Source organism: Mammaliicoccus sp. L-M44 (genome assembly GCF_022386355.1).
Taxonomy (GTDB): domain Bacteria; phylum Bacillota; class Bacilli; order Staphylococcales; family Staphylococcaceae; genus Mammaliicoccus; species Mammaliicoccus sciuri_A.
The window spans coordinates 37,258-50,683 of the sequence record NZ_JAJNIU010000010.1 but is presented as its reverse complement, the minus strand read 5'-3'; the positions used below and the strand labels follow the sequence as shown (position 1 = coordinate 50,683).

The following is a 13,426-nucleotide window of genomic DNA, read 5'->3' as shown; positions in this document are numbered from 1 at the left end:
AGGTGAATACAATGAATGACGAAAGACAAGTATTAGTTATTTTTCCACATCCAGACGACGAAGCATTTGGAACATCTGGTACATTAAGTAAGTTCGTGGACAATGGTACACCAGTAACTTACGCATGTTTAACGTTAGGACAGATGGGCCGTAACCTAGGTAACCCACCTTTTGCTACACGTGAATCTTTACCATTTATAAGAGAACGTGAATTAGATGCAGCAGCTGAAGCGATCGGTATCACAGATTTAAGAAAAATGGGCTATAGAGATAAAACAATCGAATTTGAACCTAAAGATGAATTAGATAATATGGTAAAATCATTAATAGATGAACTTAACCCATCATTGATTATTTCATTCTATCCTGGTTATTCCGTTCACCCTGACCATGAAGCAACTGCAGAATCAGTTGTAAGAACAGTCAGTCGTATGGAAGCATCAGCAAGACCTAAATTACACCTTGTGGCATTTAGTAATGACACATACAGCGATTTAGGAGAACCGGATATTAATATAGATATTACTGGATATGAAGAACGCAAGATGAAGGTCCTTCAAGCTCATGCGTCTCAAACAGGTCCAATGTTACAAAACCTTGCTTCAAATACTCAAGAAGGTGAAGCAGCTAAAGATATGTGGATGAAGACAGAACATTTCTGGACATATCATATTGAATAGATAGTGGAGGCAATGTGAATGACACAATTAGATTTATCAACACGTGAAGCGCGCTGGAAATATTTCGGTTCAGTTGACCCTATTAAAGGTACGAAACCAACTGAAAAAGAAAAGATGCCTGATTTACAAAGCTCTAAGAAAGATTTCCTGTTCGAAATTGAACATGTTGGTATCAAGAACTTAATTTACCCTGTAAGAATTGATGATTTTCAAACAGTTGGAAACTTCGAATTTTCAACTAGTTTAAATCAAGACGAAAAAGGTATTAATATGAGCCGTATTATCGAAAGTGTTGAAAAACATTATGATAACGGTGTAAAACTAGATTTCGATCATCTAACAACATTATTAAATACACTACAAACTGCAATGATTCAAAATACTGCATCAGTAAATGTAACAGCAAAATGGTTCTTTAACCGCTTTAGCCCAGTTACAAACCAAAAGGCAGTCGGTCATGCAGATATTAGATATATCTTATCCGTTTCAGAAGATAAAATAATAAAGAAATCTTTAGGTATAGAAGTACCTGTAACAACGTTATGCCCATGTTCTAAAGAAATTAGTGAATACTCTGCTCATAATCAGCGTGGTATCATCACAGTCCTAATTGATTTAGATCCAGAAGTAAGCCTACCAGATAACTACAAAGATATTGTATTAGACGGTATGGAGGCTAACGCAAGTTCAATGCTATATCCAATCTTGAAACGAACTGACGAAAAAGCTGTAACAGAAAGAGCATATGAGAATCCAAGATTTGTAGAAGATTTAATTAGATTAGTAGCAGCTGATTTAGTAGAATTAGAATGGATTCAAGGATTCGAAATCGAATGCCGAAACGAAGAATCTATACATCAACACGACGCATTCGCAAGATTAAAATATACTAAGTAATTTAAATAGAGAACGGACCGACGTATAAAGTCGGTCCTTTTTTTGGGGTTGTGGACCGTTAATTTTTCGTATCGGTCCATATTTCCCACTCCCATCCCGACATTTCCACCATTCTCTATAAAGAAAAGAGCAACAGCCTAAGCTGTTGCTCTCCTCTTATTATGAATTTACTTCTTCTGTTTCAATCCATGGGTTATTTTGTATTAATTTTGTGATTTGTTCTGTAAATAATTTAACGCGTAATTTAATATCATCTACATCTACATAATATGTGCCGTCTTCTGTTTTACCATAATCTGCATCTTGTGTTGAGATTTGAACTGGTACTGCAATACCTAATAAGTTTCTCATAATAATACGTAAATGTGATAATGGTTCTGTACTGCGCATACCACCACTGTTACATATTAAGCCAACAGGTTTCATTTTAAATTGATCCATCGTTAAATGATCTAATGCATTTTTCAGTATACCTGAATATGAACCGTGATAATTTGGTGTACCGATAATTATTGCATCGGCTTCTTCAGCTTTCTCACGTAATTCATTTACATTATCTTTAACGCGTTCGTCATTTAAATGCTTGCCTGATACATCTAAAAACGGTATTGGTTTATCATATAAATCAACCAATGTTACTTCTGCACCTTGTTCTTCTAAATTACCTCGAACAAATTGTGCTAATGCATGTGTATGTGAATATTGTTTTGCGCTACCTACAATAAGTAATACTTTCAATGTTGTCACCTCAAAATTTTAATGATTATCATTACGGACCATTATAACATACAAAAAAACTATGAATTTAAATTTATAGAAAAATCATTCTTTTGGACGATGTTTTAGCGGTCATAATCTTTGAGTGCATGTATAATCGCTTTACCTACACCACTGTGTTCATTAGTGTCTGTAACATAATCTGCTATCTCTTTAACTTCGGGTGCACCATTTTCCATGGCAACTGCATAGCCTGCTTTTTCTAACATAGAAACGTCATTTAAATTATCACCAATTGCCATTACATCTGACATTGGGATGTTTAATTGATTTGCGATTTCTTCTAAAGCAATACCTTTTTGAGCATCTGAATGCGTAATTTCGATATTCCCTCTTGATGATGAAGATACAGCTAAGCTTTTTGATTCTGAAATTTCAGCTTTGGCTCTATCAATTTTAGATAAGTCACTCGCGAATGCTAATATTTTCAAAATGATTTCGCCTGGTCTATTTTTGATTTCATCGTAGCTATCAACCGTTTTTAAAGTACCGTTGTCAATTCTACTTTGAATGTTGGCACGAATTTTTTTAACATCTGCTTTTTGACCAGCTTTTTCAGCGATATCAACGTAGATTTCTAAATCTTTTTCTGGGTCTTCTGTATATATACCAAAGTTTGTATATACTTGATAATAAATATCTTCTTTATTTAAGACGCCTGTGATTTTGTTGATTAATGGACGTGTTAATTTAGATGTATGAACGATGTTGAATTCTTCATCCCTTACTTCTGCACCATTCAAACAAATATATGGTAATGTTAAATCTGTTTTTTCAATTGGACTGTTTGCTTCATAAAATGCTCTACCCGTAGCTATAACGACAGTTATCCCTTTAGATTGTGCATACTTTATTGCTTCATAATTTTCATTAGAAACTTCATGTGCAGCGTTTAATAAAGTACCATCCATATCTGTTGCGATTAACTTAATCATGAAAGTAACCTCTTTTCTTTATATTCAACATAAATTTTAACAAATAACAGTAATAATCTCTATGAATCTGTATTATTCTGCTTAATTTGTTTTTTTAAAATCCTTTTTTCCTTAAAAAATGTTCGTAACATGTCACCACATTCTTGTTCGAGTATCCCTCTTTCAACTGTAGAACGATGATTGAAGCGTGTATCTTCAATTAAATTCATTAAGCTACCACTACAACCGCCTTTTAAATCTGTCGCGCCGTAAACGACATGAGGAATTCTACTCATAACAATAGCGCCTGAACACATCACACAAGGCTCTAACGTGGCATATAATGTTGTCTCTTCAAGACGCCATGAATTAAGATGCTTGGCCGCTTCTTGTATCGCAATCATCTCAGCATGCGCTACAGGACTTTGATCATGTTCTCTTAAATTATGCCCTCTGCCAATTACTTCATTTTTATAAACAATTATTGCGCCAATCGGTACTTCATCCATAGCCCAAGCTTTTTTTGCTTCTTCAATTGCAAGTTTCATATATTTTTCATGCACGTCACATTTCACTCCGTTTAATTTGTGATAGAATAGGTATGTCTATTTTAACATCTGGAGAGATATATATGAAAAAAACCTTTATCGCAATTGAAGGACCTATCGGCGTCGGGAAAAGCTCTTTAACGAAAAAGCTTGCTGAAGCGCTCCATTACACTGAAGAATTTGAAATTGTTGATGAGAATCCATACTTAAGTGATTTTTATGACGATATTTCTAAGTGGAGCTTTCAAACCGAAATGTTCTTCTTGTGTCATCGTTACAAACAGTTAACCGATTTAGAAAATATTAACGGTATTGTGAGCGACTATCATATCTTTAAAAATAAGATTTTCGCTAAAAACACATTAAATGAAACTGAATTTGATAAATTTAGTAGAATTTATGATATCTTAACTGAAGATATTCGCATGCCTGACCAAATTATCTTTCTCGATGCATCCCTCGAAGTACTTCAACAACGAATTGCCCATCGAAATAGATCATACGAAACTCAAATTGAAAATGATTATTTAGCTCAACTTAAACGTGACTATAATCAATTTTATGAAGAAGTAAAAAATGAAATTGATGCCATTCAAATCGATACTTCTCATTTAGATTTCGTGAATAACACCGCAGATTATCAACAAGTCTTAAACTTATTACAACCTTTGATTGGAGAGATTATACATGACAAATAAAGTCATACCAAATGATGCTATCATCACAATTGCTGGTACTGTTGGTGTTGGAAAATCATCTTTAACACAAGCACTTAGCGAACGACTAAACTTCAAGACTTCTTTTGAAAAAGTCGATAACAACCCTTATTTAGAAAAATTTTATCACGACTTCGAACGTTGGAGTTTCCATCTACAAATTTACTTTTTAGCAGAACGCTTTAAAGAACAAAAGAGAATGTTCGAATATGGTGGCGGATTTATCCAAGACCGTTCAATATATGAAGACGTTGATATATTTGCTAAAATGCACGAAGAACAAGGCACAATGACGGAAGAAGATTATGCGACGTATAGAGAATTATTTGAAGCAATGGTTATGACACCTTACTTCCCTAAACCTGATGCATTAATCTATTTAGAATGTGACTATAATGATGTTATCCAACGTATCCAAAGACGTGGACGTCAAATGGAAATTGAAACAGATGAAGCATACTGGAAAAAATTATTCTCACGTTACGATAATTGGATTAATAACTTTACAGAATGTCCAGTTGTACGTGTAAATATTAACGACTATGACTTATACGAAGATCCAGATTCCATTAACCATATTATAGATAAAATTGCGCATGTCATTGAAACACACCGTTCAATCGATACACGCGTGAAATAATAAAAAGGCCATAAACATGCTGTTATTAGCATATTTATGGCCTTTTATTTTATTTACTCCATTCCGCTTCTTGTGCGTAAAATTCATTAATATCTTGATAAATAAAGTCTGCTTCTGATAAATCTTCTTTATTACCCGTACCGCTCAGAACGCCAATAACTTTCTTGAAGTGTGCATTCTTACCCATTTGTATATCTGTTGGTGTATCGCCTATAATCACAATTTCATCTGGTGATGCTTTCCATTTTTCATAAAATGCTTCTACCATTTTTGGATTTGGCTTTTGATAACCGTTAATAGATGCTGTTATTTTTTCATCTATTAAATGACCTACACCTGCATCTTGAATAAATCGATTTGTCCCGTCGATATCATCACTTGTTATAATTGCGATTTGGTATGACTTCTCTTTAAATGCTGTTAATGTTTCTACCATTCCTTCTATAACGATCGTTTCTGGTTCGTACTCTGCGATTAAATCTTTGCTTAATTGTACTGTCCAGTCTTCAATTTCTTTTGGATCAGCATTCTCTGCAAATTGTGTAAACACACGTACGATATCAGCTAACGTTCCAGATGCTAATATACCACTTGATAGAAATTGTCCATCTACATATCCTAACGCTTCTTGTAATGATTGTTTTTGCTCTATATGATATTTCTCTACAAAGCGATCAATCATCACAAGTGATATTTCAGACCATGTTTCATCAAACTTAAGCAATGTCCCATCTTTATCAAATAATAACCATTTAATCATCACTTTACTCCTTTAAAAAAGAGCCTGCTACAGATACTGTCTCAGACTCTCTTCTTATTATTGAATTTATTTACACAATTTCAATGTGGCTTTCTTGTCCTACAACAACTCTCCAACCATGTTTATCTTCTTTCTTACCTGTTTGGATTGCTGTATATTCATCAAATAACGTTTGAGTAACCGGACCGATTTCATTATTATTAATTGTAATTTCAGCTTCTTCGTATTTTAGGAATCCTACTGGAGAAATAACTGCTGCAGTTCCTGTTCCAAAAATTTCTGTTAAACGACCGTCATGATGAGCATTTATAATATCATCAATAGATAATCGTTTCTCTTCAGTTTCATAACCTAACTCTTGAGCAAGTTCGAGAACTGTTTTACGTGTAATACCTGGTAAAATACTACCATTCAACTCAGGTGTTACAACTTTACCATCGATGACGAAGAATATATTCATACTTCCGACTTCTTCGATGTATTTTTGTTCAACGCCGTCTAACCATAATACTTGATCAAATCCAAGTTCATTAGCACGTGTTTGCGCGATTAAACTTGCTGCGTAGTTACCACCACATTTAGCAAATCCAACGCCACCTCTTACAGCACGTACATATTCATCTTCAACATATATACTTGTTGGTTTCATTTGATCATCACCGTAATAAGCGCCTACTGGAGAAAGTATTACTAAAAATTCATAGTCCGTAGAAGAACGCACACCTAAGTATGGTTCAGTTGCATATACAAATGGTCTAACATATAAAGATTGACCTTCTCCACTTGGAATCCAATCGCGCTCTAAATCAATAAGTTGAATTAAACCGTTCAACACTTTTTCTTCATCGATTTGAGGCATTTCAAGTCTTTTTAAAGATAAATTAATTCGCTTGAAATTTTGGTCAGGTCTGAATAACGTAACTTCATCACCATCTTTATATGCTTTCATTCCTTCGAACACTGTTTGTCCATAATGAAGACCTTGTGCACTTGGTGACAACGTAATCGGCCCATATGGAATTATTTTTGGCTCTGACCAGCCTTCACCCTGTTTATATGACATAGATAGCATATAATCAGTAAAGATTTCGCCAAAGACCAAATTTGAAAAATCCGGTTTCTCTTTAAGCTGTTCACGCTTTTCTACGTAAAATGTTTCTGTCATAATGATTCCTCCTAGGCTAATTAATAATTAATGTTATCAAGTATATCAGTCATAGAGGTGTTATTCAATGAATTTTTGGAAAATTTAAAAAATATACACAATAAAATTACTGCTTAGCTAAATTATCTTTTTCTTCAATAGCTTTAAGCATTAATGAAGTCATTTTTTCTAAATCATAAGTTGGTGAGAAATCCCACTCTTCTTTCGCACAAGTTGAATCAATAGAATTTGGCCAGCTATCAGCAATTGCTTGTCTTTCTGGATCCACATCATAACCTAATTCGAAATCAGGCATATGTTTTTGGATAGCAGCTTTAATTGTCTCAGGATCAACACTCATTGCGCTCACATTATATGCATTACGGTTAATTAATCGTGAACTATCCGCTTCCATCAATTTAATGATTGCATCAATAGCATCATCCATGAACATCATATCCATAAATGTACCTTTATCTATATAGCTGTCGTATCTTCCTTCTCTGATAGCTTTGAAATAAATTTCCACTGCATAGTCAGTTGTACCGCCACCTGGTTCTTTAACATAAGAGATTAACCCAGGAAATCTCATACTTCTCGTATCTACGCCAAATTTCGTGTAGTAATAGTCACATAATAATTCCCCAGCTACTTTGTTTACACCATACATTGAAGTTGGTCTTTGAATTGTAACTTGTGGTGTCATATCTTTAGGTGTATTTGGTCCAAACGCACCGATTGAACTTGGTGTGAAGAATTGCATATCGAATTCACGTGCTATTTCAAGTGCATTCACTAATCCACCCATATTTAAATTCCAAGCGAATAGTGGATTCTTTTCAGCAGTTGCTGAAAGTAATGCTGCCATATGCATTAAAGTATCTGCATTGAAGTTTTCAACTAATTCATGAAATCTTTCTTGATCTGTAACATCTAAAATTTCAAATGGTCCATTGTTAATTTCGCTGTCACTTTCTGGTTCTCTAATATCAGTCGCTAATACATTTTCATTACCATATTTATTTCTTAGCTTTATAACTAATTCTGTCCCTATTTGTCCTAACGCCCCAGTGATTATTATCTTTTTCATTTTAAATCCTCCTGTATTGTTGAAATGTTCATTTGTGCGCTCAAGAAATACAAAAGCGCTTTCTTCAATGATATTTTACTATATTTTTACCGTTTTGTATACTTCAGAAGTACATAAGAATGATAAATTAAGTTACCTAATACAAAAAAACAATCGTATTGTAATACATAAGTTGAGAATAAAATGTTAGTTACGGTACGTTTCGTTACAAAAGTTCAGAGTTTTGTTACTAACAGCACCCTTAGTTACAAAAGTACGGAGTTTTGTTACTAACAGCCCCCTTAATTACAAAAGTACTAAGTTTTGTTACTAACTCAAACTATCAAATTAAAAGCGCATGGGACGTATACATTTGTCCCATGCGCTTGATGAAATATTAATTATAGTAATCCTAATTCTTTACCGATTTTTTCATAAATATCAATTGCTTGATCTAGTTGTTCTTTAGTGTGAGCAGCTGTTGGCATATTTCTTACACGGCCAGTACCTCTTGGAACTGTTGGGAATACGATTGCTTTCGCATATACACCTTCGTCCATTAATCTCTTACTAAATGTTTGAGCTTTTTTCTCTTCACCGATAATTACAGGTGTAATTGGTGTTTCTGAATGACCAATATCGAAGCCTTTTGCTTTTAAGCCTTCTTTTAAGTAATTAGCGTTATCCCATAATTTATCATGTAATTCTGTAGAAGCCATTAATTTTTTCACTGATTCTGTAATAGCTTTAGTGTCTCCAGGTGCTAATGAAGTTGAGAATAAGAATGGTCTTGAAGCAACTTTTAACCAGTCGATTAAATCTTTAGTACCAGCTACATAACCACCTACAACTCCAATTGCTTTTGATAGTGTTCCGATTTGGAAATCAATTTTGTCTTGAAGTCCGAAATGTTTAACTGTACCTGCGCCTTTACCCATTACACCAGAACCATGCGCGTCATCAACATATGTGATTAAACCAAATTCTTCAGCAATTTCTACAATTTCAGGTAATTTTGCTACGTCTCCATCCATTGAGAATACGCCATCTGTAATGTACATAACTTTATTATATTGACCTGATTCAACCGCTTCTTTAGCTTTCGCTCTTAAATCATCCATATCTGAGTGATTAACACGAATAATTTTCGCTTTAGATAAACGACATCCATCAATAATTGAAGCATGGTTTAATTCATCAGATAAGATTGCATCATTTTTATTCATAACAGCTGAAATAGCAGCCATGTTACAGTTAAAGCCTGATTGGTATGCAATTGCACTTTCAGTACCTTTGAACTGAGCTAAAGTTTCTTCAAGTTCTCTATGCAAGTCTAATGTACCATTAATTGTACGTACTGCCCCCGCACCTACACCGTGAGAATCTATCGCATCTTTAGCAGCTTTCTTTAAATCTTCATCTGTTGCTAATCCAAGATAGTTATTTGAAGATAAGTTAATGTAATTTTTACCTCCAATTGTAATCTCAGCACCATTTGCACCTTCAACGACATCAATCTCGTTATATAGACCATTGTCTTTTAATTCATTTAAATTTGTTTGTAAGAATGAATCTAATGTTTGTACCATTTAAACCTTCTCCTTTAGCACTTTTTCTCAATCATAACACATCAAAATCAAAGAATTAAGCGTTATCATCTCAAATTGAATTGTTTAAATTTTCTATAAATTTTGCTACAATTATCATATTATATTTTTAAAGAACTGAAAGAAGGTTTATGAATGGTTAATTGGAAAGAAGAAGTAGATAAAAAATTCGATCGACTTGTAGACATCAGAAGATATATGCATAAAAATCCTGAACTATCCTATCATGAGGAAAAAACTCATGATTTTATTTTATCTGAATTAAAGAAACTAGATAAATTAGAGATTAAAGCGCCAGTCGGGGAACGTGGTATTGTCGCTAAATTAAAAGGGAATGAACCTGGTCAAACGATCGCATTTCGTGCAGACTTTGATGCTTTACCTATTCAAGATGAAAAAGACGTACCTTATAAATCGACTGTTGATGGTGTAATGCATGCTTGTGGTCATGATGGTCATACCGCTACACTCTTAACATTCTGTGAAATACTGCATGAACATCAACATTTGCTTAAAGGGAATGTTGTTTTTATTTTTCAATATGCAGAAGAGTTAAGTCCTGGCGGTGCTAATCCAATGGTTGATGATGGTGCATTAGAAGGTGTCGATAAAGTTTATGGAAACCATTTTTGGAGTGGTCATGAAACATCTTCAATTAAGACACGTCCTAATGAAATGATGGCATCACCTGACTACTTTGAAGTGACCATTCAAGGTAAAGGTGGTCACGGTGCTAAACCTCATACATCAATCGATCCGATTGTAATCGTAGCTGAATACATTTCTAGCATCCAAAAAATCATTTCTCGAAACATAGACCCAATTGATCGAGGTGTGATTACAGTTGGGAAAGTAGATGCGGGTACTGCATTTAATGTTATTAGTGATACGGCTACTTTAGCGGGTACTGTTAGAACGTTTAAACCAGAAGTTAAAGACACAATAGAGGCTGAGCTTGAACGTGTCTTAAAAGGAATTTGTTTAGCCAATAACGCGACTTATGACTTTGAATACCGTAGAGGCTATCCTACAGTCGTCAATCACGAAGAACAATATGAAGTGGTTAAAGAAGCTGCTGAGCGCTTAGATTTAACTTATGAAGACATCCCTCCTATGATGATAGGTGAAGATTTCTCATACTACTTACTTAATCGTCCAGGTTGTTTCTTCCTAACAGGTAGTGGTAATGAAGATAAAGGCTCAACTGCCCCACACCATCACCCTATGTTTGATTTAGACGAAGAAGCGATGAAGACGACGACACAAATGTTTATTCAAGTACTTGAGATAGAAGGTGTTCTATAAGAATGAAAAATATTTTATTACAAAAAGTTGAAGACTATTATGATGAAATGATTGAAATCAGAAGATATTTACATATGAATCCAGAATTATCTTTTGAAGAAGTGAAGACACCTGCTTATATTGCACATTACTTAAGAGAATTAGGCATTGACGTTCGTGAAGGCGTCGGAGGACGTGGTGTTGTAGGTACATTAAACAAGGATAAAGAAGGTCCTACATTAGCGATTAGAGCTGATTTTGATGCATTACCTATCCAAGATGAAAAAGAAGTACCTTACAAATCAACTGTTGATGGTGTCATGCACGCTTGTGGTCACGATGCCCATACGGCTGTATTGTTAATGACTGCGAAAATTTTATCTGAACATAAAGATGAAATTAATGGTCGCGTCGTCTTTATTCACCAACATGCTGAAGAAGTCGATCCTGGTGGTGCTATTCAAATGATTGCTGACGGGTGTTTAACAGGCGTTGATGCGATTATCGGGCAACATGTATCTAGTCATTTAGATGTTGGTAAAATTGGCTATAAATACGGTACTACAACAGGTATACCAGATGATTTTTGGATTACTTTGAAAGGTAGAGGTGGACATGCTGCTCATCCAGATCAATTGATTGATCCACTCGCTGCAGGTATACAATTGTGTAACGATTTACAATACATTGTTTCACGTAAAACAAGTGCACTCTCTCCTGCCGTTCTATCTATTACAATGTTTAATGCTGGAGAAACGAATAATGTCATACCAGATACATGCAAAATTGGTGGAACGATTAGAACTTTCGACTCAGATACACAAAATAGTGTCATAGAAGGATTTAAGAAAGTATTAGAAGGCATTGCGACTTCTACCGACGTTACTTATGACTTAAAATATAGTAAAGGGTATCCTCCTGTCATAAACACGGAGCGTGAAACTGATCTTATATTAGAAGCGACTAAAGAAATTGATAGCGTTGAAGAACTCGTAGAATTAGAAGCAAGTCTAGGTGGAGAAGATTTTTCTTATTATCAACAGCGTGTTCCCGGTGCATTTTTCTATACAGGCACGAGAAACGAGCATTTCAAAGCCGATTTCCCTCATCACCATCCAAAGTTTGATATTGATGAGCAAGGCTTAATAAACGCTGTACGCATCTTCTTACTCACAACATTTAAGTTTATGGAAAGGAATGATATTCATGACATTAACGACTGAAGTTAATCAATACATGGATGAATTAATAGAAATTAGAAGACATTTACATCAGCATCCCGAACTTTCTTTTCAAGAAGAAAATACAAAGAAATACATAGCTGATTATCTTGAAAACCTTGGAATTGAAGTTAAAAGAGATGTCGGTGGTAATGGCTTATTAGGTTATATTAAAGGTGGACATGAAGGACCAACGATTGCATTAAGAGCTGATTTTGATGCATTGCCAATTCAAGACGAGAAAGATGTACCTTATAAATCTAAAGTAGACGGTGTGATGCATGCTTGTGGTCATGATGCCCATACAGCAAGTTTACTCATCACTGCAAAAATTCTTAAAAAGCACGAGCAAGATATTCATGGGAATGTCGTGTTAATCCATCAACATGCTGAAGAGTCACTTCCTGGTGGCGCTAAAGCGATGGTAGAAGCTGGTGCACTCGATGGTGTGGATTATGTCTTCGGAACACATACAGCAAGTCATATTGACGCGAATAAAGTTGGATTTTGTTCTGGACCAGCATATGCTGCAGCTGATTCATTTGAAATTGATATACAAGGACTAGGCGGACATGGTGCTATGCCTCAACTAGCTAAAGATCCAATCGTTGCTGCATCTTCATTGATTGTCCAAGCACAAAGTATCGTTTCAAGAACAGTAGATCCATTAGAATCGGCTGTCGTAACGTTCGGTACATTTAAAGGTGGTAATGCATTCAATGTTATCGCGGATAAGGTTCAATTATCAGGCACTATTAGAACGTATTTACCATACGTTAAAGATCAAATTAAAGAACGTTTGAACGGTATATTAAACGGTATCGAATCAAGTTATGGTGTTAAATGTCATTTGAAATATCACGATGGCTATCCACCAGTAGTAAATCATGAGAAAGAAACAGAATGGGCTAAAAAACTTGCTTCCGAAATTGATTCAGTTGAAGAAGCTTTCGATTTCCCTCCTTCTTTAGGTGGCGAAGATGTTGGTTATTTCTTACAACACGTTCCAGGAACATATTTCTTTACTGGTGTAGGTAACGAAGCACTTAAAGCGACTTATCCGCATCACCATCCAAAATTCGATTTAGATGAACAATCACTACAAAATAGCGTCAAATTATTCTTATCTATTATTGAACATAGTGATAAATTAGAAAAATAAGCAATTAA

At 34.8% G+C, this 13,426-nt stretch carries 14 protein-coding genes; 7 read left to right on the top strand and 7 right to left on the bottom strand.

The window, feature by feature from the left end; translation table 11 throughout:
* Nucleotides 1-11: 11 nt before the first annotated feature.
* Together bshB2 and folE2 are read left to right on the top strand one after the other, a co-directional pair.
* Nucleotides 12-680 (top strand): bacillithiol biosynthesis deacetylase BshB2, encoded by a 669-nt coding sequence (bshB2, locus tag LQ611_RS07355; protein ID WP_025904883.1) that lies wholly within the window; start codon nucleotides 12-14, stop codon nucleotides 678-680.
* Between the two features lie 18 nt (nucleotides 681-698).
* Nucleotides 699-1,577: a GTP cyclohydrolase FolE2 gene (folE2, locus tag LQ611_RS07350; protein WP_025904882.1), complete on the top strand. Its 879-nt coding sequence runs from the start codon at nucleotides 699-701 to the stop codon at nucleotides 1,575-1,577.
* A gap of 159 nt (nucleotides 1,578-1,736) precedes the next feature.
* Here the strand turns inward: folE2 and LQ611_RS07345 are convergent, their stop codons facing one another.
* From LQ611_RS07345 to tadA, 3 genes are all read right to left on the bottom strand, one after another.
* Nucleotides 1,737-2,315: an NADPH-dependent FMN reductase gene (locus LQ611_RS07345; RefSeq protein ID WP_025904881.1), complete on the bottom strand. Its 579-nt coding sequence runs from the start codon at nucleotides 2,313-2,315 to the stop codon at nucleotides 1,737-1,739.
* A gap of 104 nt (nucleotides 2,316-2,419) precedes the next feature.
* Nucleotides 2,420-3,289: a Cof-type HAD-IIB family hydrolase gene (locus LQ611_RS07340; RefSeq protein ID WP_025904880.1), complete on the bottom strand. Its 870-nt coding sequence runs from the start codon at nucleotides 3,287-3,289 to the stop codon at nucleotides 2,420-2,422.
* 59 nt (nucleotides 3,290-3,348) lie between these two features.
* The gene (tadA, locus tag LQ611_RS07335) at nucleotides 3,349-3,816 is read right to left on the bottom strand and encodes a tRNA adenosine(34) deaminase TadA (RefSeq protein WP_037559967.1); all 468 of its coding nucleotides are present in this window, start codon (nucleotides 3,814-3,816) and stop codon (nucleotides 3,349-3,351) included.
* A gap of 83 nt (nucleotides 3,817-3,899) precedes the next feature.
* Between tadA and LQ611_RS07330 the strand changes: the two genes are divergently transcribed.
* Nucleotides 3,900-4,514 carry a deoxynucleoside kinase gene (locus tag LQ611_RS07330; RefSeq protein ID WP_037589930.1) on the top strand — a complete coding sequence of 205 codons (615 nt, stop codon included), beginning with the start codon at nucleotides 3,900-3,902 and terminating at the stop codon, nucleotides 4,512-4,514.
* Nucleotides 4,504-5,172, top strand: a complete 669-nt coding sequence (locus tag LQ611_RS07325) for a deoxynucleoside kinase (RefSeq protein ID WP_025904877.1) — start codon at nucleotides 4,504-4,506, stop codon at nucleotides 5,170-5,172. Before LQ611_RS07330 ends, LQ611_RS07325 begins: the two co-directional genes overlap by 11 nt.
* A 49-nt stretch (nucleotides 5,173-5,221) precedes the next feature.
* On the opposite strand, the gene LQ611_RS07320 is transcribed toward LQ611_RS07325, so the two are convergent.
* The 4 genes from LQ611_RS07320 to LQ611_RS07305 all read right to left on the bottom strand — a co-directional run bounded on the left by LQ611_RS07320 (nucleotide 5,222) and on the right by LQ611_RS07305 (nucleotide 9,734).
* On the bottom strand, nucleotides 5,222-5,932 hold the full coding sequence (locus LQ611_RS07320; RefSeq protein ID WP_107565234.1) for an HAD family hydrolase: 711 nt from the start codon (nucleotides 5,930-5,932) through the stop codon (nucleotides 5,222-5,224).
* Between the two features lie 70 nt (nucleotides 5,933-6,002).
* Entirely contained in the window at nucleotides 6,003-7,097 is a 1,095-nt protein-coding gene (locus LQ611_RS07315; RefSeq protein WP_049319454.1) for a branched-chain amino acid aminotransferase, read from the bottom strand.
* A gap of 106 nt (nucleotides 7,098-7,203) precedes the next feature.
* The gene (locus LQ611_RS07310; protein ID WP_107565233.1) at nucleotides 7,204-8,166 is read right to left on the bottom strand and encodes an L-threonine 3-dehydrogenase; all 963 of its coding nucleotides are present in this window, start codon (nucleotides 8,164-8,166) and stop codon (nucleotides 7,204-7,206) included.
* A 380-nt stretch (nucleotides 8,167-8,546) separates the two neighbouring features.
* Complete coding sequence (locus LQ611_RS07305; RefSeq protein WP_025904873.1) at nucleotides 8,547-9,734, bottom strand: glycine C-acetyltransferase; 1,188 nt, start codon at nucleotides 9,732-9,734, stop codon at nucleotides 8,547-8,549.
* Nucleotides 9,735-9,887: 153 nt separating this feature from the next.
* Between LQ611_RS07305 and LQ611_RS07300 the strand changes: the two genes are divergently transcribed.
* The 3 genes from LQ611_RS07300 to LQ611_RS07290 are packed head-to-tail and all read left to right on the top strand — an operon-like array spanning nucleotide 9,888 to nucleotide 13,418.
* Entirely contained in the window at nucleotides 9,888-11,057 is a 1,170-nt protein-coding gene (locus LQ611_RS07300) for a M20 family metallopeptidase (protein ID WP_107565232.1), read from the top strand.
* A 2-nt stretch (nucleotides 11,058-11,059) separates the two neighbouring features.
* Nucleotides 11,060-12,259 carry an amidohydrolase gene (locus LQ611_RS07295; RefSeq protein WP_025904871.1) on the top strand — a complete coding sequence of 400 codons (1,200 nt, stop codon included), beginning with the start codon at nucleotides 11,060-11,062 and terminating at the stop codon, nucleotides 12,257-12,259.
* A complete protein-coding gene (locus LQ611_RS07290) occupies nucleotides 12,243-13,418 on the top strand; it encodes a M20 metallopeptidase family protein (RefSeq protein WP_107565231.1) in 1,176 nt (391 codons plus the stop codon). Before LQ611_RS07295 ends, LQ611_RS07290 begins: the two co-directional genes overlap by 17 nt.
* The last annotated feature ends 8 nt before the right edge of the window (nucleotides 13,419-13,426 follow it).

Excerpts from the sequence above, each read along its gene's own strand:
- bshB2 (WP_025904883.1), top strand. The coding sequence starts at position 12 with ATGAATGACGAAAGACAAGTATTAGTTATTTTTCCACATCCAGACGAC.
- folE2 (WP_025904882.1), top strand. The coding sequence starts at position 699 with ATGACACAATTAGATTTATCAACACGTGAAGCGCGCTGGAAATATTTC.
- LQ611_RS07340 (WP_025904880.1), bottom strand. The coding sequence starts at position 3,289 with ATGATTAAGTTAATCGCAACAGATATGGATGGTACTTTATTAAACGCT.
- tadA (WP_037559967.1), bottom strand. The coding sequence starts at position 3,816 with ATGAAACTTGCAATTGAAGAAGCAAAAAAAGCTTGGGCTATGGATGAA.
- LQ611_RS07330 (WP_037589930.1), top strand. The coding sequence starts at position 3,900 with ATGAAAAAAACCTTTATCGCAATTGAAGGACCTATCGGCGTCGGGAAA.
- LQ611_RS07325 (WP_025904877.1), top strand. The coding sequence starts at position 4,504 with ATGACAAATAAAGTCATACCAAATGATGCTATCATCACAATTGCTGGT.
- LQ611_RS07320 (WP_107565234.1), bottom strand. The coding sequence starts at position 5,932 with ATGATTAAATGGTTATTATTTGATAAAGATGGGACATTGCTTAAGTTT.
- LQ611_RS07315 (WP_049319454.1), bottom strand. The coding sequence starts at position 7,097 with ATGACAGAAACATTTTACGTAGAAAAGCGTGAACAGCTTAAAGAGAAA.
- LQ611_RS07310 (WP_107565233.1), bottom strand. The coding sequence starts at position 8,166 with ATGAAAAAGATAATAATCACTGGGGCGTTAGGACAAATAGGGACAGAA.
- LQ611_RS07305 (WP_025904873.1), bottom strand. The coding sequence starts at position 9,734 with ATGGTACAAACATTAGATTCATTCTTACAAACAAATTTAAATGAATTA.
- LQ611_RS07300 (WP_107565232.1), top strand. The coding sequence starts at position 9,888 with ATGGTTAATTGGAAAGAAGAAGTAGATAAAAAATTCGATCGACTTGTA.
- LQ611_RS07295 (WP_025904871.1), top strand. The coding sequence starts at position 11,060 with ATGAAAAATATTTTATTACAAAAAGTTGAAGACTATTATGATGAAATG.
- LQ611_RS07290 (WP_107565231.1), top strand. The coding sequence starts at position 12,243 with ATGACATTAACGACTGAAGTTAATCAATACATGGATGAATTAATAGAA.